Genomic DNA, 20593 nt, shown 5'->3' with positions numbered 1-20593 from the left:
TCAGTAGGCTGGGGGCATGTGGCAGGCCGAGGTACGCGTCGACCTTGACGCGATCCGTGAGAACGTGAGTTGGTTGCGCTCCGGTAGCGCCGCCGAGTTGATGGCGGTGGTCAAGGGGGACGGGTACGGCCATGGCATGGTCCCGGCCGCCCACGCCGCGCTGGATGGTGGTGCCGACTGGCTCGGTGTCTGCACCCTCGACGAGGCGCTCACCCTGCGCCGGGCCGGGATCACCGTGCCGATTCTGGCCTGGCTGCTCGCGCCGGGCCTGCCGTTGCACGAAGGGGTGCTGGCCGGTATTGATCTCGGCGCGGCCAGCGTGGCGCAGCTCGACGAGATGGTCGAGGCGGGCCGGGTGGCCGGGCGTCCCGCCCGACTGCACCTCAAGATCGACACTGGGCTGTCCCGGGGTGGCGCGACCGTCTCGCAGTGGCCGGGGCTGCTCGATGCCGCGGCGAAGGCGCAGGCGGACGGCGCGGTCGAGGTGGTGGGGGTGTGGAGCCACCTCGTGTATGCCGACGCGCCCGGACACCCGACCACCGACCGCCAGCTTGCCGTCTTCCACGAGGGGTTGCGCATGGTGGAGCAGGCGGGGCTGCGCCCGCGCTACCGCCACCTGGCCAACTCGGCGGCCACGCTGACCCGGCCGGACGCCCATTTCGACCTGGTCCGTCCCGGGCTGGCCGTCTACGGGCTCTCGCCGGTGGCCGGAGAGCGATTCGGCCTGCGACCGGCGATGACCGCCCGGGCCCGCGTCATGCTCACCAAGCAGGTCCCGGCGGGGGCCGGAGTCTCCTACGGCCACACGTACACCACCGAACGGGCGAGCAACCTCGCCGTGATTCCACTCGGGTACGCCGACGGGGTCCCCCGGGACGCGTCCAACAGCGGCCCGGTGCAGCTCGGTGGCGTTCGGCGGACCATCTCCGGCCGGGTCTGTATGGACCAGTTCGTGCTCGACTGCGGCGACGATCCGGTCGCGCCGGGAGACGTGGCCACCCTCTTCGGCGCCGGACGGAACGGGGAGCCCACCGCCGACGACTGGGCCGAGGCGGTCGGCACGATCAACTACGAGATCGTCACCCGCTTCGGCAGCACCCGGGTGCCCCGCTGCTACGACGGCGAGCGTCCGTGACCGCGTCCCGGTTCCGGGTTCCGCTGCCCCGGGCCAGCCACCCCCGGGCCGCGATCGGCGCGTTGGCCGCCGTCGGTGTCGCGGCCGCCGGTCTCGTCGCCGGCGTCGCGACCGAACGCGCGCTGGTCCGTCGGCTGAAGGCCGACCCCACCGACCGGTACGCCGGCGAGGACTTCGGCGAGCGGCGGTTCGACGAGGCGTTGCGGGTGGAGATGCCGGACGGCACCGACATCCACGTGGAGGTGGTCGAGCCGGCCCGGCCGGTCACCGGGAATCCCACCATCGTGCTGGTGCACGGGTTCTGCCTGGACCAGGGCACCTTCCACTTCCAGCGCAAGCTGCTCGCCGCCCGGGGCGAGCACCGGATCGTGGCGTACGACCAGCCGGGGCACGGGCACTCCGGCCAGCTGGAAACCGGAGAGTACGACCTGACCGCACTCGGTCGGACGCTGCGCGCGGTGCTCGACCGGACCGCGCCGGAGGGCCCGCTGGTGCTGGTCGGCCACTCGATGGGTGGTATGACCATCATGGCGTTCGCGGAACTCTTCCCGGAGCTGTTCGGGGACCGGGTGGTGGGCACCGTGCTGCTGGCCACCTCCGGTGGGCTGCTCGCCGAGACCAAGCTGGTCGCCCCGGCGCTGCTGGGGCGGGTCGGTACGCCGGTGCTGCACCTGATGAGCAACGCCGCCCGCTACGGGAGCCCGGTGATCGACCGAGCGCGTCGGTCCACCTCCAACGTGGCCTGGCTGCTCACCCGCCGGTACGGCTTCGGCGCCGGTCACCCCAGCCCGGCTCTGGTCTCCTACGTCGAGGAGATGAACTCCCGGACCTCCGCCGACACCGTCACCCGCTACCTGCGAACGCTCGCCACCCACTCCCGGTTTCCGGCTCTGGCGGCGCTCACCAGCGCGCCGGTGCTGGTGCTGGTGGGGGAGAAAGACATGATCACGCCGGTGGCGCACTCGGAGGAGATCGTCCGCCGGCTGCCGCACGCCGAGTTCGTCAAGATCCCCGACAGCGGGCATGTGGTGATGTTGGAACACGCCGACGAGGTGAACGCGGCGTTGACCCGGTTCCTGGAGGAGCTGTGAACCCCGGAAGGCCGATCCGATTCACCCTGCCGACCGTCGCCGACACGCACGCCTTCGGCCGCCGGCTGGCCGGCCTTCTCCGGGCGGGGGACCTGCTGCTGCTGACCGGTCCGCTCGGTGCTGGCAAGACGGCCCTCACCCAGGGCATCGGCGCCGGCCTGGGGGTGGCCGGGGGGGTCACCTCCCCCACCTTCGTGATCGCGCGGGTACACCAACCCGATCCGGTTCGGGGCGGCTCGGTGCCTCTCGTACACGCCGACGCGTACCGCCTGGGTGCTGCGAGCGACCCCCGTGCCGAGCTCGACGACCTGGATCTGGACGCGTCGGTGGACGAGGCGGTGACCGTGGTCGAGTGGGGCGAGGGGCTCGCCGAGCAACTCGTCGCGGAGCACCTGTGGGTTCGGATCGACCGCCGGGACGACGACACCCGGCTGGTCGACCTGGAACCGGTCGGTGGCGACTGGAGCGCCCGGCTGACCGGTAGCCCCGGATTCATCGACAGCTGAGCCAGCCGACCGGTCCCCGGACGAGGGGTGGGCCGTCATGGTTGGGGTCGAGGTGGCGACCCGGGGTAGCCTCGCCCGCTGGCGCGGGGAGGTGGCCGGTGCTGTCGGGGTCGGCGACTAGAGTGCGCGGGACGCCCCGACCGGAAAGGCCGCTGATGCCCGACGACGCACCCACCCTGGATCTGCTGGCCCTGCTGCCGTCGGGCTGGCGGTCCGCGCTCGCCCCGCAGCTCGACCCGGCCCGCACCGCTGAGCTTGCCGGTTTCGTCGCGCAGGAGTACGCCACCCAGACCGTCTTTCCGCCCGTGGCGGATCTCTTCTCGGCCTACCGGCTCTGCCCGCCGACGGAGACCCGGGTGGTGGTCCTCGGTCAGGATCCCTATCACCGGGCCGGGCAGGCGCACGGGCTGAGCTTCAGCGTCCGCCCGGGGGTGCCGACGCCGCCCTCACTGCGCAACGTCTTCAAGGAGTTGGGCGCTGATCTGGGTGTGCCGCGGCCGGCCGGTGGAAATCTGGACGGCTGGGCCGCGCAGGGTGTGCTGCTGCTCAACTCGGTGCTGACGGTCCGCGAGGCCAGCCCCGGTTCCCATGCCAACCGCGGCTGGGAGGAGTTCACCAACGCGACGATTCGGGCGTTGAACGCGGTAGAGCACCGGGTGGTCTTCCTGCTCTGGGGTGGCTATGCCCGGAAAAAGGCGGCTTTGGTGACAAACCCGAGCCACGTGGTGCTGGAGGCGGGACACCCCAGCCCGATGAACCCGCGGGGGTTCCTGGGCAGCCGCCCGTTCAGCGCGGCCAACAAGGCGCTCGCCGACGCCGGTCTGCCGACGATCGATTGGGAGCGCGCCGCCGCCTGATCACTCTGCCGGGGCGGGGCCGGCTCCGGCAGCCGGGCGGCTAGGCTGGTTCACCGTGCTCGTACTGGTGGTGGACAGCTCGACTCCCGCGGTGATCGCCGCGCTGGTGCAGGTCACGGCGGCCGGCGTCGAGGTGACGGCGCAGCGCTGCGCCGTTGACGCCCGAGCCCACGGTGAGCTGCTCGCCCCACAGGTTGACGCGGTCCTGGCCGAGCTCGGTGTGCGCCCCTCCACTCTCGGTGCGATCGTCGCCGGCCTCGGGCCGGGCCCGTTCACCGGGCTGCGGGTGGGGCTGGTCACCGCTGCCACGATGGGGCAGGCGCTCGGCGTGCCGACCTACGGGGTCTGTTCGCTGGACGCCATCGGCTTCCCGGCCGCCGCCGGTGAGCCGGTGCTAGCGGCGACCGATGCGCGCCGCCGGGAAATCTACTGGGCGGTGTACGACGGGGCCGGCCAACGGATCGTCGGCCCCGAGGTCTCCGCTCCACCGGTCGCCGCCGCCCGCGCCCATGACCTGGCGGTTGTCGCCGCGGTCGGCGACGGCGCGCACCGGTACGCGGCGACGCTGGAGTTGCCGGTCGGCGACGAGCCCCGCTACCCGATGCCGGTGGCCCTGGCGCAGCTCGCGGCGGAGCGGATCGCCGCCGGTGCCCCCGGTGAGCCGCTCACCCCGCTCTACCTGCGCCGCCCGGACGCGGTCGCGGCGGCGGGCCGCAAGTCGGTGCTGCCGTGAGTAGGGAAGCGAACCGGGGCGGCGAACCGGGTGGCGGGGGGAGCGGACTCCACCTGGAGCGGTTCCGCTGGTGGCACATCGCCGAGGTGTTGCCGATCGAGGCGGACCTCTTCGGTGTCGAGCAGTGGTCCGCCGCGATGTTCTGGAACGAACTCGCCAACGGGCACCACTACCTGGTGGCGACCGAGGGGGGAGACCTGCTCGGCTACGCGGGGCTCACCGCTGTCGCCGGCGAGGAGGCGTGGGTGCAGAACATCGCCGTCTGCCGGTCGGCGCAGCGGCGGGGGGTCGGGCGGCTGCTGTTGCGCGCGTTGTTGGCCGAGGCGGCGCGCCTGCGGGTGCACGGCACGCTGCTGGAGGTGGCCGCGGACAACGCCCCGGCGCAGAAGCTTTACGCGGCGCATGGCTTCGAGGCGATCGGGGTGCGGCGCGGGTACTACCAGCCGCGCAACACCGACGCGTTGGTCATGCGCCGGGACGAGGAGTTGACCGATGGCTGACGAACCCCTGGTCCTGGGGATCGAGACGTCCTGCGACGAGACCGGGGTCGGTGTTGTCCGGGGCCACACCCTGCTCGCCGACGCGTTGGCCAGCAGCGTCGAGCAGCACGCCCGGTTCGGCGGCGTGGTGCCGGAGGTGGCCAGCCGGGCCCACCTGGAGGCGATCGTCCCGACGATGAACCGGGCGCTGACGGAGGCGGGGGTGACGCTCGCCGACGTCGACGCCATCGCGGTAACCTCCGGCCCCGGCCTGGCCGGGGCGCTGCTGGTCGGTGTCGCCGCGGCCAAGGGGTACGCGGTCGCCGCCGACAAGCCGGTGTACGGCGTGAATCACCTGGCCGCGCACGTCGCCGTGGACACTCTGGAACACGGTCCGCTGCCCGAGCCGGCGATCGCCCTGCTGGTCTCGGGCGGGCACTCGTCGCTGCTGCTCGTTGACGACCTGGCCCAGGGTGTCACCCCGCTCGGCGCCACGATCGACGACGCGGCCGGCGAGGCGTTCGACAAGGTCGCCCGCCTCCTCGGGCTGCCCTTCCCCGGTGGCCCGTACATCGATCGGGAGGCCCGCGCCGGTGACCCGGCGGCCATCGCGTTCCCCCGCGGGTTGACCGCGGCCAAGGACCTGGCAGCGCACCGCTACGACTTCTCCTTCTCCGGGTTGAAGACCGCGGTGGCGCGTTGGGTGGAGCGGCGGCAGCGGGCCGGCGAACCCATCCCGGTCGCCGATGTCGCCGCCTCCTTCCAGGAGGCGGTTTGCGACGTGCTGATCGGGAAGGCACTGGATGCCTGCCGGTCGAGTGGGGTGCAGACCCTGGTGATCGGGGGCGGGGTGGCGGCCAACTCGCGGTTGCGGGCGATGGCCGAGCAGCGCGCGGCGAGGTACGACATCCGGGTGCGAACGCCCCGCCCGACGTTGTGTACGGACAACGGCGCGATGGTCGCCGCGCTCGGCTCACACCTGGTCGCCGCCGGTGTCGCGCCGAGCCGCCTGGACCTGCCCGCCGATTCGGCGATGCCACTGACGACAGTCAGTGTTACCGGGGAGGAGCAGACATGATCGTGCGGATGTGGGAGGTACGGGCCGAGCCGTACGGGATGGCCGACCTGATCACCTGGGTCTGCGAGACCGCCCTGCCGGAGTTCGAACACGACCCGTTGCACGTGTCGAGCGAGGTCTTCTCCTCCACCGATCACCGGGTCGTGGTGATCTCGAAGTGGCGGGGCAACCCCCGTCCCCTGCCCGACGCGCCGGTGACCCTGGTCGCGCGTCCCCCGTACTCCTGGGACTTCACCCAGGTCGACCGCTGATCCCCGCGCCGATCAGTCCACCCGAGGACGGGGTTCAGTGGACGTCCAGCGGGTCGGCGAGGAGCCGTTCGAAGGCGAGTTCGGCCGCGCCGATCAGGGCGGCGTCGTCGCCGAGTTCGGGGGTGCGCAGCCGGACGTGTTCCACACAGGCGGGCAGGGCGCTGGCGTTGAGCCGGCTGCGCACCTGGGCGGCGGCGGCCAGGTAGAGGTCCCGCATGGCACCGCCGAAGATGACCAACTCCGGGTTGAAGATGTTGACGAGGTTGGCCACGCCGAAGCCGAGCCAGTCGCCGGCGGCGCGGACCGCGGTCTGGGCTCGGGCGTCGCCCCGGTCGGCGGCCTCGAAGACGGCCAGCACCGCGTCTCGGCCCTGGGCGTCGGAGCGGCCGGCGGCCTGCAGCAGCCCGTGTTCGCCGATCTCCGTCTCCCAGCAGCCGCGTGACCCACACTCGCAGCGGATGCCGTCCCGCCGGACCACCATGTGTCCGACCTCGCCGCCGTAGCCGCCGTGTCCGGTCAGCCGACGCCCACCGGCGATGATGCCGGCGCCGACGCCGACATCGCCGTACAGGTAGATCAGGTTGTCGCAGCCGGTGGCGGCGCCGCGGGTGTGTTCGGCGAAGGCCGCCATGTCGGCGACGTTGCCGACGACGACCGGAACGTCCGGCCCCAGCTCGGCACCGATCGCCGCACCGATCGGCTCATCCACCCAGCCCAGCGTGGGGCCGAGCCGGACCAGCCCGTCGTCCCGGCGGACCAGGCCGCAGACGGCGACGCCCGCGCCGACGCAGATCGCGTCGGCGGGCACGGACTGTTGCATCTCCCGCGCCGCCCGGGCCAGCAACGGCGCGGCCTCGGCGGCGGTGATGCCGCGCGGACGCGCCAGCTCCCGCCGGTCGAGCACCCCGCCGCCGAGCCCGATCCGCGCGGCCCGCAGCCGGTCCACCTCGATGCTGTACGCGTACACGTGCACCCGGACCGACTCGGGTCGGACGACCAGCGACGGTCGTCCGGCCCGGCCGGTCTCCTTCGGCGCCCCCTCGCTCACCAGGCCCGCCGCGGCGAGGTCGGTGGTGAGTGCGCCGATGGTGCTGCGGTTCAGCCCCAGCGTGGTGGTCAGCTCGGCCCGGGACGTCGCCCCGTGCATGTGGACGTACCGCAGCAGCGCTCCGAGGTTCTGTCGACGGATCTCGTCCTGGCTCGGTCCTGCGCGCATCGCGGCGTGCTGCTCCTCAGTGCGGTGGCGGGGCGGCGTCGGTGGCCTGGTCGGGCCGGCCCGGTCAGCGGCCGCCGCTGGCGGCGGCCCGGCGCCGGGACAGCGCGTCCACACTGGCGGCGAGGAGTAGGACCACCCCGGTTACCACGTACTTGACCCCTGAGCTGTAGCCCATCAGACCCATCCCATTGTCGATCACCGCGACGACCGCGCCGCCGAGCACCGCGTCGAGGACCCGCCCCTTGCCACCGAAGAGGCTGGTGCCACCGATCACCGCCGCGCCGACGGCGTAGAGCAGTACGTTACTGCCACCGGTGTTCGGGTCGACCGAGTTGGCCCGGCTGGCGGCGACAATGCCGCCGATCGCGGCCATCGCGGAGCAGATCACGAAGACGGAGATGCGGATCCGGTCGACGTTGATGCCGGCCCGGCGGGCTGCTTCCTTGTTGCCGCCGACCGCGTAGATGTGCCGGCCGTAGCTGGTGCGCCGCAGTACGAAGGTCCCAGTGATCAGCAGTACCGCGATCAGCGGCACCACGATCGGTACGCCCTTGAGTGAATTGATCAGGACGTTGAAGCTGCGTTCCTGGTTGAGGAGGTAGACCGTCGTGCCGAGTACGGCGGCCAGCCCGACGACCCGGGCGAGGACCACGGTGCGCGGGTCGGTGACCAGGCCCCGGGCCGCACGGCTGCGGTACCGCATCGTCTGGACCGCGGCGTAGCCGGCGACGGCGAGCCCGGCCAGGGCCCAGCCGAGAGCCGGTGGCAGGTTGCGGTTCGCGATCGCCACCAGCACCGGGTCGCGGACCGAGATGTTCCTGCCCTCCTCCATCAGCAGCAGCACGATGCCCTGGAAGGCGAGGAAGCCGGCGAGGGTGACCACGAAGGACGGAATGCCGATCTTCGCGACCAGCATTCCGAGCACGCTGCCGATCAACACTCCGGTGAGAACGGCGGCGAGCACCGCGACGTACCACGGGTAGCCGAGGACGGTGACCACGTTGGCCAGCACCGCGGCACAGACTCCGCTGGCGAAGCCGGCGGAGAGATCGATCTCACCGAGCAGCAGGACGAAGACCAGCCCCATGGCGATCAGCGTGACCGCTGCCCCCTGGGTGAACAGGTTGGCGAAGTTGGCGGTGGTGAGGAACGACGGCCGCATGATCGCGAAGACGGTGCAGAGCACGATCAGGCCGAGGACGGCGGGTAGGGCACCGATCTCCCCGCCGCGTACCCGGCTTAGGTAGCCGCGCACGTGGCTGGTGAGGGTGGGCACGGCGGCGGGGGTGGCCACGGATTCCTGGTCGGGGAGGGCGGTGCTGGTCATCGGGCGGCTCCCGGGGCGGCGGCGGGCTCCCCGCCGGTGTCGTTCGATCCGTTGCCCGCGTTGAGCCCGAGCGCACCGGAGCGGCCGGCGGTGATCAGCTCAACGATCTGGGCGTGGGTGATGTCGGTGGTCTTCACCTGGGCGACCATCTGGCCCAGGTAGAGCGCGGCGATCCGGTCGGAGACGGCGAAGACATCGTTCATGTTGTGGGAGATGAGTACGACCGCGAGGCCGTTGTCGGCCAGCCGGCGAACCAACTCGAGCACCTGTGCGGTCTGCGCGACCCCGAGTGCGGCGGTCGGCTCGTCCAGGATGACGACCTTGCTGTTCCAGAGCACCGCCTTGGCGATCGCCACGGTCTGCCGTTGGCCTCCGGAGAGGCTGGAAACCTGCTGGCGGAGCGACTTGACGGTGCGGACGGAGAGCCCGGCGAGCGTGTCCGCCGCCATCTGCTCCATGGTCGGCTCGTCGAGCACGAGGCCGTGCCGCTTCTCCCGGCCGAGGAACATGTTCTGCACGATGTCGAGGTTGTCGCAGAGCGCGAGGTCCTGGTAGACGACCTCGATGCCGAGTGCGGCGGCGTCGCGGGGGTTGTGGATGCTCACCGGGCGGCCGTTGAAGAGGAACTCGCCGGCGTCGGTCGGGTAGATGCCGCTGATGCACTTGACCAGAGTGGATTTACCGGCGCCGTTGTCGCCGACCAGCGCGGTCACCTGTCCGGGAAAGGCGGAGAGAGTGACATCACGCAGGACCTGGACGGGACCGAAGCTCTTGTCGATCCCGTGCAGCTCCAGCAGGGGGGTCGCGGACACGGGGACTCCTTAACGCACGTGAGGGGAGATCGTCGTATCACCGGATGCGGCGACATGTCGCCCGGCACGGGGCGGCCCGTGCCGGGCGACGGCCACGGCGGCGGTCAGCTGATGCCGGCGCTCGCGCAGAGTTCGGCGTACGCCTCGGTGCAGACCTCGTCCTTGGTCACGAAGCCGTCGGCGATGACGTCCTTGACGTTCTCCTGGTAGATCGCCTGGGGGGTGAGCAGCACGGCGGGCACATCCCGGCCGCTCTCCGGGTCCTTGACGGTCTGGCCGGTCTCCTTCCGCTCCCCCTTGGCCAGCGAGATGGCCAGTTCGGCGGCGGCCTGGGCCTCCTGCTTGATCGCCTTGTAGACGGTCATGCACTGGTCACCGGCGAGGATGTTCTGTAGGCCCTGCGGGGTGGCGTCCTGGCCGGTGACCGGGACCTTGCCGTTGAGCTTGTTCTTTTTCAGCACCGAGATGGCGGCGTTGCCGAGCCCGTCGTTCGCCGCGAGTACCCCGTCGATCTTGCCACCGGACTTGGTGAGCTGCTGCTCGAAGATGGTGGCGGCCTGCGCGTTGTCCCAGTCCGGGACGGAGTCGTCCGCGACCTGCTGGTACTCGCCGGCGTCGAACTTCGGCTTGAGGACCGAGTCGTAGCCGTTCTTGAACAGGGTGGCGTTGTTGTCGGTCGGCGCGCCGTTCAGGTACACGATCGACGGGTTCTGCACGCCGCCGTCGGTGAGGCACTTGATCAGGCCTTCGCCCTGGAGTTCGCCGACGGCCTCGTTGTCGAAGCTGACGTAGTACTCCGCGGAGCCGCCGAGGGTCAGGCGGTCGTAGTCGATGGTGGCGACCCCCTGCGACTTGGCCTTGTCCAGGACGGCCTTGCCGGTGCCGGAATCCAGGTTGACGATCATCAGGGCGGTGACCCCCTGGGTGATCATCTGGTCGGCGATGGTCTGGAACTCGGTCTTGTCACCCTGCGCGTTCTGGATGTCGGCCTCCACGCCGGCCTCCTTGAAGGCGTCCTCCAGAAACTTGCGGTCCGCGCCCTCCCAGCGGGCGGAGGACTTGCTGTCCGGGAGGATCACGCCGACCTTGGGGGTCTTGCCGGCCGACTCCTCGTCGGAGTTGTCGCCACAGGCCGCCATGCTGCCGGTGGCCAGGAGGCCGACGGTCGCAGCGGCGAGGAAACCCTTGCGCATCTGCAGGGTCCTTTCCGGGTGGGGGATTGGGGGATGGTTTGTTGTGCCCGGCAACGTATTCCGCGATCCCGGGACGACACAAGAGTGGCGAGGTCATGAGTTTGTTGCCAGCAGTAACAATTCGGCAACGTCGTGGTCTCTGGGCTGTGACGGGGCCGGTCTGCGGTGCCCTTGCCCGGTGCGGTCACCGGCGCGGGGGTCACTTCGGGTGTTCGCGCCCCAGAATCGCCTCGACGCCAGCGGTGTAGACCTCGGCCGGTACCGCCTCGGGGTCCAGTAGACGTTGGAGGCCAACACCGATGTCGAGCGCCAGGAGCAGGGTGGCCAGCTGGTCGGCGGGGAGGGGGAGGTTGGCGCCGGTCAGGGTGGCAGCGTCCTGGGCGGTGGCATCGCGGGCGGTCTGGAGCCATCGGGCCAGGAGCGCTCGCGCGGGTTCGTTGCGCATGCCGTGGAGCCAGAACTCGATGAGCGCCAGCGCGAAGCGGCGGTTCTCGTCCCTGTCCACGTTGGACTCGTAGCTGTCGCCGAGGCGAGCCGCCCAGGTGGCCAGGGACTGGATCGGGTGCGGTTCTTCGTGGCCGCCGACCCTGCGCTCCAGGATCGCCGCGACGAGGTCGTTCTTGCTGCTGAAGTTCGCGTAGATGGCGCCCTTGGTGAGGCCGGCGGAGGCGGCGATCTCATCCAGGGAGGTCTGGTGAATCCCGCGGTCGCCGAACCGGGCCTCCGCGGCGTCCAGTAGGCGTGCCCGGGTGAGCTCCTGGCGCTGCGCCCGGGTGAGTCGTTCCACCATGCACCGAACCTTACCCCATTGACATACGGCCCAGTATCTAAATACCGTTCGGTATCCAGATACTGGCTAGTATTCGGAGTGTTGATGCTGCACATTGACAATCTGACCAAGGTCTATCGCCGTGGGGTGCGCGCCAACGACGGCATCAGCCTGGCGGTGGCCGGCGGCGAACTCCTCGGCCTGCTCGGACACAACGGCGCCGGCAAGACCACCCTGCTGAACCAGGTCGTCGGCCTGGCTCGACCCACCGGCGGCGCGATCACCCTGCTCGGCCGGGACCCGGTCGCCGAACCCGCCTGGGCGCGCTCGGTCTGCTCGTTCCAGCCGCAGGCCCACGCCCCACTCACCGGGGTGACGCCCCGGCAGGCGATCGAGAGCATCGGCAGGATCCGCGGCGGTCACCGCCGGGCGGTGCGACGCCGTACGGCCGAACTGCTCGCCGCACTGGACATCGAGCAGTGGGCGGACCAGCCCGGCGAACGCCTCTCCGGCGGGGTGCGGCGGCTCACCGCGTTCTGCATGGCCGTCGTCGAGCCGGGCCGACTGGTCATGTTGGACGAACCCACCAACGACGTGGACCCGGCCCGCCGGCGCCTGCTCTGGGCGCAGGTTCGGGAACTGGCCGCGGCGGGGCGCGGAGTCGTCCTGGTCACCCACAACATCGCCGAGGCCGAACGGGTGATCGACACGGTGGTGATCCTGGACCACGGCCGGGTCACCGCCACCGGCCCGCCGGCCGCACTGGCTCCGGACCGACAGCTGCGCCTGGAGGTGAGCGGGGCCGCCGCACCGACGGTGCCGGCGTGGGCGCTGCGCACCAGCCGGGCGGGCGACCGGCTCACCATCACCCTCGCCGCGGAGCACGCGCAGCTCGCGCTGGCCTGGGCGACGTCGATGACCAGCCACTACTCGCTCAACCCCGTCGGCCTCGAAGAGTTCTACCTCACCCTGACCGCGAACCCGGAGGCAAACCCCGATGCGGCACTGGTTTCGTAGCTACCTGCTCCTGCTGCGCTGGTCGGCGATCCGGCTGCGCTACCTGCTCTCGCTGGTGCTGGTCGTCCAGATCTTCCTCTCGGTGGGGATCGTCCTCGGGTTCGCGTTCCTGCTGCCGCAGATCGACCCGACCACCGCGCGTTACCTCGCCACCGGGGCGCCGACCCTGGGCCTGATCACGATCGGCATGGTGATGGCACCGCAACTGGTCGCCACCGCGAAGACCGAGGGCACCTTCACCTACCACCAGACGCTGCCCGTGCCGCGGACCGCGGTGGTGGTCTCGGAGGTCACCACCTGGTTGGTCGTCGGGGCGCCGGGACTGCTCCTCGGACTGCTGGTCGCGGTGCTGCGCTTCGATCTCACCCTTCGGGTGAGCTGGTTGGCCGTACCCGCTGCGGTCCTGGTCGCACTCGCCGCGACCACCGTCGGCCTCGCGATCGCCTACGCGGCCCCGCCACCGGTGACGAACATGGTGACCCAGCTCATCGTCTTCATCGCGTTGATGTTCTCGCCGATCAACTTCCCCGCCGACCGGCTCCCGGAGTGGCTGCAGACGGTCCACCAGGTGCTGCCGTTCCAGCACATGGCGCAGGTGGTTCGCGACTCCCTCACCGCCGGCCCGGCGGGCGTCTCGGCCGCGCCGTACGCGGTCCTGGCCGCGTGGTGCGCCCTCGGCCTCGCCGCCACCCTGCACATCATGACCCGACGCGACTGAGCCGATCCGCCGCGACCCAGCCGGGGCCGGGTCGGCAGATCAGCACCGTGGGGGCGCCGTCCACCCGGGTCAGCACGAGGCTGGCCGGCTGGTCGCCGCTCAACCGCAGATCGCGGCGGAGCTGCTCCGGCTCGAGAGCCGAACCCCGCTTGCGGATCTCCACCCGGCCGACCCGCCGCTCGCGCAGCAGGGCACGAAGCCGCTTCAGCGAGAACGGCAGTACGTCGGTGATCTCCAGGCAGCGGGCGAAGGGGGTCGGCGTGGGAGTGTCGGCGTACAGGTAGGCGATCGTCGGGTCGGCGAGGGTGGCGTCGAGGGCGCCGGCCAGCTCGGCGACGAGGTGCGCGCGGACCACCGCGGGGTCCGGGTCGTAGACGTAGCGGCGGACCGGCCCGACCGGGGCCTCGGCGACGCGGGAACTGGTCAGCTCGTGCACCCTGGTGCGGTGCGTGGCGGGATCGACCCGGCCGGTGGTGTCGGTCGGCGGCTCTTCTCGCAGCACGGTCGCGCGGCGGGCCACCGTCGCGAACTCGCCGCACCACAGGGCGGCCTCGACCAGGTCGCCGTTGACGCTGACCCACTCCGCCTCCGCGCCGGGTGGGATCAGTGCGTGGTCCAGGCCGGGCGCCACCTTGACGACCGTCCGCGGCACCCGTTCGGTCAGCGAGAGCACGAAGTCCCACGGTGGGGAGTAGGCGTTCGGGTCGAAGATCCGCCGACCGGAGGCCCGGCGGGCGGGGTCACAGAAGACCCCGTCCACCCGGTGCAGATCGAAGGTGGTCGCGTCCCGGCGTTCGACGGTGAAGCGTTCGGCGAGTCCGGTCGCCTCGGCGTTCGCGGTGGCGGTCGCGGCGGTGAGTGGGTCGGCCTCCACCCCGTACACCCGGATCCCGGCCCGGGCGGCGGCGAGCGCGTCCGCGCCGATTCCGCAGCCGAGGTCGGCCAGGGCACGGACGCCGCTGGTGCGCAGCCGTTCGGCGCGTCGCCGCGCCACCACCTGGCGGGTGGCCTGCTCCAGGCCGGCTCGGGTGAAGAACATGTCGGCCGCTACCGGACCGAACTTGCCCACCGCACGTCGGCGCAGCTCGGCCTGGGTCAGCGCCGCCGCGGCCAGGCCGGCCGGGATCCCGGCGGAGCGGAGCGCCGTCGCCGCGGCCAGCGGGTCACCCCCGGCCACCTCGGTGGCCGCCGTCAGTGCTGCCGACCCCGCGGGGGTACGCAGCCACGCCAGCTGTCCCAGGTCCACCCCGTCATTCTTCCGGCTGGTCCGTGGGGGTCGGAGTCGGGGTGTTGCCGGGCGGGCGCCGGCCCATCGCCCGTCGTACGCGCGACGCCCTGGGCGGTTGTTGGCACTCTCCTTGACGGAGTGCTAGCCGAGGAATAACCTGCGATTAGCACTCTCGACCTGAGGGTGCCAACCTCCGGGCCCTGGTGCCCGGCAGGTTAACGCCAGGCGGACCGGCACCCGCGACGACGGCCCCGCCCGGTGGCATGTGGCAGATTGAGCTGGCCGGTTTACCGGTCGGTAACGAAACCAAGTACCCCAGGAGGGTATGCCCGTGACTACCGCGACCAAGGTTGCGATCAAGCCGCTTGAGGACCGCATCGTGGTCCAGGCGAATGAGGCTGAGACCACCACGGCGTCGGGCATCGTGATTCCCGACACCGCCAAGGAAAAGCCGCAGGAGGGCACCGTCCTCGCTGTCGGCCCGGGCCGGATCGACGACAAGGGCAACCGCGTGCCGATCGACGTTAAGGTCGGCGACACCGTCCTCTACTCGAAGTACGGCGGCACCGAGGTCAAGTACGCCGGCGAGGAGTACCTGGTGCTCTCCGCCCGCGACGTCCTCGCGGTCATCGAGAAGTAGGTAACCGAGAGCAGTGTCGTCGCCCCGGTCCGGCTCGCCGGGCCGGGGCGACGACACTTTGAAGGGACATTCATGGCGAAGATCCTGAGCTTCTCGGACGACGCTCGGCACCAGCTGGAGCACGGTGTCAACGCCCTCGCGGATGCGGTCAAGGTCACCCTCGGCCCCCGCGGGCGCAACGTCGTCCTGGACAAGAAGTTTGGTGCACCCACGATCACCAACGACGGCGTGACCATCGCCAAGGAGATCGAGCTCACCGACCCGCACGAGAACCTCGGCGCGCAGCTGGTCAAGGAGGTGGCGACCAAGACCAACGACGTCGCCGGCGACGGGACCACCACCGCCACCGTGCTGGCCCAGGCGTTGGTCCGGGAGGGCCTGCGCAACGTGGCGGCCGGCGCCAACCCGACCGGCCTCAAGCGGGGCATCGACGCGGCGGCCACCAAGGTCTCCGAGGCGCTGCTCGGCAAGGCCGTCGAGGTGTCGGACAAGGCGGCGATCGCGCACGTCGCGACCGTCTCCGCGCAGGACGCCACGATCGGTGAGCTCATCGCCGAGGCGATGGAGCGGGTCGGCCGCGACGGTGTCATCACCGTCGAGGAGGGCTCCACCCTCGCCACCGAGCTGGATGTGACCGAGGGTCTCCAGTTCGACAAGGGCTTCATCTCGCCCAACTTCGTCACTGACACGGAGGGGCAGGAGTCGGTCCTGGAGGACCCGTACATCCTCATCACCACGCAGAAGATCTCGGCGATCGAGGAGCTGCTGCCGCTGCTGGAGAAGGTCCTCCAGGAGAGCAAGCCGCTGCTGATCATCGCTGAGGACGTCGAGGGTCAGGCGCTGTCCACGCTGGTGGTCAACGCGCTCCGGAAGACCATGAAGGTCTGCGCGGTGAAGGCTCCCGGCTTCGGTGACCGCCGCAAGGCGATGCTGCAGGACATGGCGATCCTGACCGGTGCCGAGCTGGTCGCCCCGGAGCTGGGCTACAAGCTTGACCAGGTCGGGCTGGAGGTGCTCGGCACCGCCCGCCGGGTGGTGGTCGACAAGGAGAACACCACCATCGTTGACGGCGGCGGCAAGGCCGCCGACGCCGCCGACCGGGTCGCCCAGATCCGCAAGGAGATCGAGGCTTCGGACTCCGAGTGGGACCGGGAGAAGCTCGCCGAGCGGCTGGCCAAGCTCTCCGGCGGCATCGCCGTGATCCGGGCGGGCGCGGCGACCGAGGTCGAGATGAAGGAGCGCAAGCACCGCATCGAGGACGCCATCGCCGCCACCAAGGCCGCGGTCGAGGAGGGCACGGTGCCCGGCGGTGGCGCCGCCCTGGCCCAGGTCCTGCCGGCGCTCGACGATGACCTCGGCCTCGTCGAGGACGAGAAGGTCGGCGTCTCGATCGTGCGCAAGGCGCTGGTCGAGCCGCTGCGCTGGATCGCCCAGAACGCTGGCCACGACGGCTACGTCGTGGTGCAGAAGGTCGTCGACAAGAACTGGGGTCACGGCCTCGACGCAGCGACGGGCGAGTACGTCGACCTGGCCAAGGCCGGCATCCTCGACCCGGTGAAGGTGACCCGCAACGCCGTCGTCAACGCCGCGTCGATCGCGGGCCTGCTGCTCACCACCGAGAGTCTCGTGGTGGAGAAGCCGCAGGAGCCGGAGCCGGCTGCGGCTGGCCACGGCCACGGTCACCAGCACGGCCCGGGTTTCTGACCCACGCCGGACGCTCGGTCGGGGCGCGTCGTCCACGGTGGCGACGCGCCCCGACGCGTCTTCCGGACTGCTTACGGAACGCTGACGTGGCTACCGGTGTGGACCGAGATCGGAAACACTGGTCCGCGTGACCAGTACGACCCGTCGCCACGCCGCTTCGGCCGGGGTGATCGCCGCTGCGGTGGCGATCGGCTCGGCGGAGCTTGTCGCGGTGTTGACCGGCCCCCGTTCCGCTCCGCTGGTAGCCGTCGGCGGGCTGGTGGTCGACACCGTGCCGGAGCCACTCAAACAGTTCGGCATCGCGCTCTTCGGCAGTTACGACAAGGTCGCTCTGTTGGCGGGTACAGGCCTGCTGTTGGCCGGCTTCGCCGCGCTGCTCGGCGTGCTGTCCCGGCGGCACCTGGCGTACGGGCTGGCCGGTGTCACGGCGTTTACCGCGCTGGGGGCGTTCGCCGCCCGGACCCGGGCCGATGCGGATCTCGCCGCCGCCCTGCCGGCGCTGGCCGGGGGGAGCCTCGGTGGGTTGGTGCTCTGGGCGTTCATCCAGGGCCCGTTGAAGCTGGGTCCACGGCCCTGGTCCGCCCCCATCCCACCGGCCGACTCCGGTGCGCCGGTGGCCGGGGCAGCTGACCGGGAGCAGGGCGCGGGTCCGGAGTCCCGGCGACGGTTCCTCACCGCGAGTGGGCTACTGCTCGGGGCGGCGTCGGCGGCCGGCGTCGGCGGCCGGTGGCTGAGCGGCCGGCGGGGAGTGTCGGTGGCCCGGGCGGCGGTCGTGCTGCCGGCCCCGGCCTCGCCGGCCGCCGCGGTGCCGGCCGGAGCCGACCTGGACCTGGCCCAGCTCGCCTCCTACGTCACGCCCAGATCCAGCTTCTACCGGATCGACACCGCCCTGGTGGTGCCGCAGGTGGATCCGGCCACCTGGCGGTTGCGCATCCATGGCCGGGTCCGCAACCCGATCACCCTCAGCTTCGCCGACCTGCTGGCCCGGCCGCTGGTCGAGCGGTATGTCACGTTGGCCTGTGTGTCGAATGAGGTCGGTGGTGACCTGATCGGCAACGCCCGCTGGTTGGGGGTGCCGTTGCGGGATCTGTTGGCCGAGGCGGAGCCGCTGCCGGGCGCGGATCAGGTCGTTGGGCGGTCGGTTGACGGCTGGACCTGCGGTACCCCCACCGCGGTGCTGCGGGACGGCCGGGACGCGTTGCTGGCGGTCGGCATGAACGGTGAGCCGCTGCCGGTCGAGCACGGCTTCCCGGTTCGGATGGTGGTGCCGGGCCTGTACGGCTACGTGTCGGCCTGTAAGTGGGTCACCGAGCTGGAGTTGACCAGCTTCGCGGACTTCGACGCGTACTGGGTGCCGCGCGGCTGGTCGGCGCAGGGCCCGGTGAAGACCCAGTCGCGGATCGACACGCCCCGGCGGCGGAGTCGGCTGGTGGCGGGGGAGGTGGTTGTCGCCGGTGTCGCCTGGGCTCAGCACCGGGGGATCCGGCGGGTGGAGGTTCGGGTGGACGAGGGGCCTTGGCGGGAGGCGGACCTCGCGCCGACGGTCTCAGTGGATACCTGGGTGCAGTGGTCGTGGCGGTGGGACGCGTCGCCGGGGGGGCACACGCTTGCGGTTCGGGCCACCGACGTGACCGGTGAGACGCAGACCGGCCGGAGCGCGCCGGTGGCTCCGGATGGCGCGACCGGCTGGCACACGGTGCGCGTCACGGTTGGCTGACCCGCCAGGTACGCCGTCGGCGGCGAGCAGATTACCGCAGCGCAGCAGGACGCCGCGCGGAGTTAACCCGGCCGGGAGCTATGAAGACGGCACTTCCGACGTAGCGCCGCACTGGCCGCGGAGTCGTTCCCGGTACGGCGCAGGCGGTCGGGGCGATCCCGGGGGTTGATGCCACCGTAAGGGGGAAAGCGCAGACCCGCCGCACTGCCACCCTGGGGAGCAACGAGGGTTTGGGTGGTTCGGTAGTTCACCGGAGAAGGGAGTCCAGTTATGTCGCCTCAGTCACAGTGCTCAGCCTGCGGGGCCCGTGTCGGTGTGAGGCCTGGCAGCTCTTGCCCACCGCATTCGGCGATGGGCGGTCGGGGCGATTGCCCCGGAACCCGCCAACCCACGAAGTAGCAACGGCGCCCGGCGACGCAACGATCGCCTCGAGGCGGATCTGGCGTGGACGACACGCCACCGCGGCCACGCCGGCGCTGGCTGCCACGTTCGACGAGCTGGCGCTGCGTGCTGGTCTTGGTGATCACCGGGAAGACGTTGTGGTCCCCCCCCGGCGGATACCACGCTCAGGGCCACCACCCCGCCCTCGCCCTCCGGCGCCGACCGCGCCAGCGCCTCGGTGGCCTGGTTGGTCGTGCTGTCTGTCCATCTGGTCGTCCCCAGGACCGGGAAGCTCGGACGACTAGCGGCAAATGCCCCAACTGTCGGAAAAGTTCGAAGGATTGGCGGGAACCCCCTCCCGACCAGACTCCGTCATGGTCTGCTCGTTGACGGAGAGGAGACCACTGTGCGTACGGTTCTCGTGTGCGTTCGGACGCCCTTGGCGGCGCAACACCTGACCTCCGCCGCGGCGCGGCTGGGGCTATCTGGGGCGGTGCGGACTGCCGTCTCCGACCCGGAGGTGATGTTGCGGCTCGCTGAACGCCCCGCCGACGTGGTGCTGGTTGATACGGCGCTGACCCGGCCCGACAGTGCGGGGTTCGTTCGCCGGGTCCTGGCCCGGGCGCCGCAGGCGGCGGTAGTACTGCTGGGGGTCGAGGAGTCCGAGTCGGCGGCGGCGACAATCAGCGCGGGTGCCCGGGGGCTGATTCAGGGCGCCGACCACGACCTCACCAGCTCGGTCGCGAAGGCGCTGCTGCTGCTCTCCGCCCCCGGGCGGGCCAACCGCCACCGGGTCGATCCGGCCCGGGACGCGGCTTCGGTGGGCGGGTCAGCCCGCGCTACTCCCGGCGGCCGGGCTCCTGCTGACCCACCGTCGGGATGGCCGGCCGGGGCCGCCGAGGGGGCCGGTGGGGGGTCCACGGTCGTACCGGTGCAGCGCGGCGATGATCCCGCCGACCCGGCGGGTGAGCCCGCCGCGGTGCCCGCCGGCGGCCCAGCTCGGGAGTCGCGGCCAGCGGTCGGGCTGACCGAGCGGGAGCTACAGGTGCTCCTGGGGATGGCCGAGGGCAAGAGCAACGCCGAGATCGGCCGGGAGTTGTTCGTCTCCGAGGACACGGTGAAGACCCACGCCCGACGACTCTTCCGCAAGCTTGGCGCCCGGGACCGGGCCCACGCCGTCGCCGCCGGCTTCCGCGCCGGACTGGTCGCCTGATGCGTCGCTGACGTGTCGGCCGATCAGGCCCGAGACCTGGTCCAGTGCCAGGATCAGCGGTTGGAGTCCGGTTCCTCGTCGGTGCCCTCGCTCAGGGTGTCGTGCACCCCGTCGGCGTACCCGCGGGCGTAGTCCCAGGTCACGTAGTGATCCGGATCGGGGTCGTACGCCGGCTCGTGCACCCGGGGGTGCCCGGAGCTGAGTAGGTGGCGCAGGTTGCCGCGAAGTAGATCCCAGTCGAAGTAGTGTGGCTCCCGGCAGTCCTCGCACTTGATCACCAGGCCGCGTACGCCGATCGGCGCCAGCAGTGCCTGGTAGATCTCCAGGTCGGCGAGGTCTTCCAGCACTTCCTGCCGCTCGGCGTCGCTCAGTGGGTCGAGCTCAGCGTCGGCGGAATCGGGCGGGCCCGCCACTGGGTCGGCTGGCTCTCCGTTGAAGGGATCGATGGGCTCGTCGTGCACCCCCTCACCGTAGACCCAACGCTCGTTCGCCGCCCGCCCTGGGCCGGTGTGACCTGCCTGCCCTGGG

The 20593-nt window shown here is 71.4% G+C and carries 21 protein-coding genes; 14 read left to right on the top strand and 7 right to left on the bottom strand.

The window, feature by feature from the left end; translation table 11 throughout:
* Nucleotides 1–16 precede the first annotated feature (16 nt).
* The 8 genes from alr to T398_RS05825 all read left to right on the top strand — a co-directional run bounded on the left by alr (nucleotide 17) and on the right by T398_RS05825 (nucleotide 6130).
* Nucleotides 17–1135, top strand: a complete 1119-nt coding sequence (gene alr, locus T398_RS05860; protein ID WP_496445332.1) for an alanine racemase — start codon at nucleotides 17–19, stop codon at nucleotides 1133–1135.
* Complete coding sequence (locus T398_RS05855; RefSeq protein WP_496445330.1) at nucleotides 1132–2226, top strand: alpha/beta fold hydrolase; 1095 nt, start codon at nucleotides 1132–1134, stop codon at nucleotides 2224–2226. Before alr ends, T398_RS05855 begins: the two co-directional genes overlap by 4 nt.
* Nucleotides 2223–2732, top strand: a complete 510-nt coding sequence (tsaE, locus tag T398_RS05850; RefSeq protein WP_496445328.1) for a tRNA (adenosine(37)-N6)-threonylcarbamoyltransferase complex ATPase subunit type 1 TsaE — start codon at nucleotides 2223–2225, stop codon at nucleotides 2730–2732. Before T398_RS05855 ends, tsaE begins: the two co-directional genes overlap by 4 nt.
* Nucleotides 2733–2887: 155 nt before the next feature.
* Nucleotides 2888–3589, top strand: coding sequence for a uracil-DNA glycosylase (gene ung, locus T398_RS05845; protein WP_496445326.1), 702 nt, complete (start codon nucleotides 2888–2890; stop codon nucleotides 3587–3589).
* 55 nt (nucleotides 3590–3644) lie between these two features.
* On the top strand, nucleotides 3645–4322 hold the full coding sequence (tsaB, locus tag T398_RS05840; RefSeq protein WP_496445324.1) for a tRNA (adenosine(37)-N6)-threonylcarbamoyltransferase complex dimerization subunit type 1 TsaB: 678 nt from the start codon (nucleotides 3645–3647) through the stop codon (nucleotides 4320–4322).
* Nucleotides 4319–4822: a ribosomal protein S18-alanine N-acetyltransferase gene (rimI, locus tag T398_RS05835; protein ID WP_496445322.1), complete on the top strand. Its 504-nt coding sequence runs from the start codon at nucleotides 4319–4321 to the stop codon at nucleotides 4820–4822. The genes tsaB and rimI overlap by 4 nt, the downstream gene beginning before the upstream one ends.
* Nucleotides 4815–5879: a tRNA (adenosine(37)-N6)-threonylcarbamoyltransferase complex transferase subunit TsaD gene (gene tsaD, locus T398_RS05830; protein WP_496445318.1), complete on the top strand. Its 1065-nt coding sequence runs from the start codon at nucleotides 4815–4817 to the stop codon at nucleotides 5877–5879. Before rimI ends, tsaD begins: the two co-directional genes overlap by 8 nt.
* Complete coding sequence (locus T398_RS05825) at nucleotides 5876–6130, top strand: hypothetical protein (protein ID WP_496445316.1); 255 nt, start codon at nucleotides 5876–5878, stop codon at nucleotides 6128–6130. Before tsaD ends, T398_RS05825 begins: the two co-directional genes overlap by 4 nt.
* A gap of 34 nt (nucleotides 6131–6164) precedes the next feature.
* On the opposite strand, the gene T398_RS05820 is transcribed toward T398_RS05825, so the two are convergent.
* The 5 genes from T398_RS05820 to T398_RS05800 form a co-directional block, all read right to left on the bottom strand.
* Nucleotides 6165–7346: an ROK family protein gene (locus tag T398_RS05820; RefSeq protein ID WP_496445314.1), complete on the bottom strand. Its 1182-nt coding sequence runs from the start codon at nucleotides 7344–7346 to the stop codon at nucleotides 6165–6167.
* Between the two features lie 64 nt (nucleotides 7347–7410).
* Nucleotides 7411–8673, bottom strand: a complete 1263-nt coding sequence (locus T398_RS05815) for a sugar ABC transporter permease (protein WP_496445312.1) — start codon at nucleotides 8671–8673, stop codon at nucleotides 7411–7413.
* On the bottom strand, nucleotides 8670–9485 hold the full coding sequence (locus T398_RS05810) for an ATP-binding cassette domain-containing protein (RefSeq protein ID WP_496445310.1): 816 nt from the start codon (nucleotides 9483–9485) through the stop codon (nucleotides 8670–8672). The genes T398_RS05815 and T398_RS05810 overlap by 4 nt, the downstream gene beginning before the upstream one ends.
* A 104-nt stretch (nucleotides 9486–9589) precedes the next feature.
* Complete coding sequence (locus tag T398_RS05805) at nucleotides 9590–10678, bottom strand: sugar ABC transporter substrate-binding protein (protein ID WP_496445308.1); 1089 nt, start codon at nucleotides 10676–10678, stop codon at nucleotides 9590–9592.
* A 199-nt stretch (nucleotides 10679–10877) separates the two neighbouring features.
* The gene (locus T398_RS05800; RefSeq protein ID WP_496445306.1) at nucleotides 10878–11468 is read right to left on the bottom strand and encodes a TetR/AcrR family transcriptional regulator; all 591 of its coding nucleotides are present in this window, start codon (nucleotides 11466–11468) and stop codon (nucleotides 10878–10880) included.
* An 84-nt stretch (nucleotides 11469–11552) separates the two neighbouring features.
* On the opposite strand from T398_RS05800, the gene T398_RS05795 reads away from it, so the two are divergent.
* Together T398_RS05795 and T398_RS05790 are read left to right on the top strand one after the other, a co-directional pair.
* Complete coding sequence (locus tag T398_RS05795; protein ID WP_496445304.1) at nucleotides 11553–12464, top strand: ABC transporter ATP-binding protein; 912 nt, start codon at nucleotides 11553–11555, stop codon at nucleotides 12462–12464.
* Complete coding sequence (locus tag T398_RS05790; protein WP_496445302.1) at nucleotides 12445–13182, top strand: ABC transporter permease; 738 nt, start codon at nucleotides 12445–12447, stop codon at nucleotides 13180–13182. The genes T398_RS05795 and T398_RS05790 overlap by 20 nt, the downstream gene beginning before the upstream one ends.
* Here the strand turns inward: T398_RS05790 and T398_RS05785 are convergent.
* Nucleotides 13163–14428 carry a THUMP-like domain-containing protein gene (locus T398_RS05785; RefSeq protein ID WP_496445300.1) on the bottom strand — a complete coding sequence of 422 codons (1266 nt, stop codon included), beginning with the start codon at nucleotides 14426–14428 and terminating at the stop codon, nucleotides 13163–13165. The genes T398_RS05790 and T398_RS05785 overlap by 20 nt on opposite strands.
* Nucleotides 14429–14741: 313 nt before the next feature.
* On the opposite strand from T398_RS05785, the gene groES reads away from it, so the two are divergent.
* The 4 genes from groES (at nucleotide 14742) to T398_RS05765 (ending at nucleotide 20065) form a co-directional block, all read left to right on the top strand.
* Nucleotides 14742–15050 carry a co-chaperone GroES gene (gene groES / locus T398_RS05780; RefSeq protein WP_012015047.1) on the top strand — a complete coding sequence of 103 codons (309 nt, stop codon included), beginning with the start codon at nucleotides 14742–14744 and terminating at the stop codon, nucleotides 15048–15050.
* 72 nt (nucleotides 15051–15122) lie between these two features.
* Nucleotides 15123–16754, top strand: a complete 1632-nt coding sequence (gene groL / locus T398_RS05775; RefSeq protein ID WP_496445298.1) for a chaperonin GroEL — start codon at nucleotides 15123–15125, stop codon at nucleotides 16752–16754.
* A 127-nt stretch (nucleotides 16755–16881) separates the two neighbouring features.
* Nucleotides 16882–18471, top strand: coding sequence for a molybdopterin-dependent oxidoreductase (locus T398_RS05770; protein WP_496445296.1), 1590 nt, complete (start codon nucleotides 16882–16884; stop codon nucleotides 18469–18471).
* A 787-nt stretch (nucleotides 18472–19258) separates the two neighbouring features.
* Nucleotides 19259–20065, top strand: coding sequence for a helix-turn-helix transcriptional regulator (locus T398_RS05765; protein ID WP_496445294.1), 807 nt, complete (start codon nucleotides 19259–19261; stop codon nucleotides 20063–20065).
* Between the two features lie 53 nt (nucleotides 20066–20118).
* Here T398_RS05765 and T398_RS05760 read toward each other — a convergent pair whose 3' ends face one another.
* Nucleotides 20119–20526: a DUF5319 domain-containing protein gene (locus T398_RS05760; RefSeq protein ID WP_496445292.1), complete on the bottom strand. Its 408-nt coding sequence runs from the start codon at nucleotides 20524–20526 to the stop codon at nucleotides 20119–20121.
* Between the last annotated feature and the right edge of the window lie 67 nt (nucleotides 20527–20593).

It is taken from the genome of Salinispora goodfellowii (assembly GCF_059570675.1).
The sequence above is the reverse complement of the archived record's forward strand: the minus strand, read 5'-3'. Positions and strand labels throughout refer to the sequence as shown.

Bases quoted from the DNA above. Each gene is read 5' to 3' on its own strand.
- alr (WP_496445332.1), top strand. From the start codon at position 17: ATGTGGCAGGCCGAGGTACGCGTCGACCTTGACGCGATCCGTGAGAAC.
- ung (WP_496445326.1), top strand. From the start codon at position 2,888: ATGCCCGACGACGCACCCACCCTGGATCTGCTGGCCCTGCTGCCGTCG.
- tsaD (WP_496445318.1), top strand. From the start codon at position 4,815: ATGGCTGACGAACCCCTGGTCCTGGGGATCGAGACGTCCTGCGACGAG.
- T398_RS05825 (WP_496445316.1), top strand. From the start codon at position 5,876: ATGATCGTGCGGATGTGGGAGGTACGGGCCGAGCCGTACGGGATGGCC.
- T398_RS05820 (WP_496445314.1), bottom strand. From the start codon at position 7,346: ATGCGCGCAGGACCGAGCCAGGACGAGATCCGTCGACAGAACCTCGGA.
- T398_RS05815 (WP_496445312.1), bottom strand. From the start codon at position 8,673: ATGACCAGCACCGCCCTCCCCGACCAGGAATCCGTGGCCACCCCCGCC.
- T398_RS05805 (WP_496445308.1), bottom strand. From the start codon at position 10,678: ATGCGCAAGGGTTTCCTCGCCGCTGCGACCGTCGGCCTCCTGGCCACC.
- T398_RS05800 (WP_496445306.1), bottom strand. From the start codon at position 11,468: ATGGTGGAACGACTCACCCGGGCGCAGCGCCAGGAGCTCACCCGGGCA.
- T398_RS05795 (WP_496445304.1), top strand. From the start codon at position 11,553: ATGCTGCACATTGACAATCTGACCAAGGTCTATCGCCGTGGGGTGCGC.
- T398_RS05790 (WP_496445302.1), top strand. From the start codon at position 12,445: ATGCGGCACTGGTTTCGTAGCTACCTGCTCCTGCTGCGCTGGTCGGCG.
- groL (WP_496445298.1), top strand. From the start codon at position 15,123: ATGGCGAAGATCCTGAGCTTCTCGGACGACGCTCGGCACCAGCTGGAG.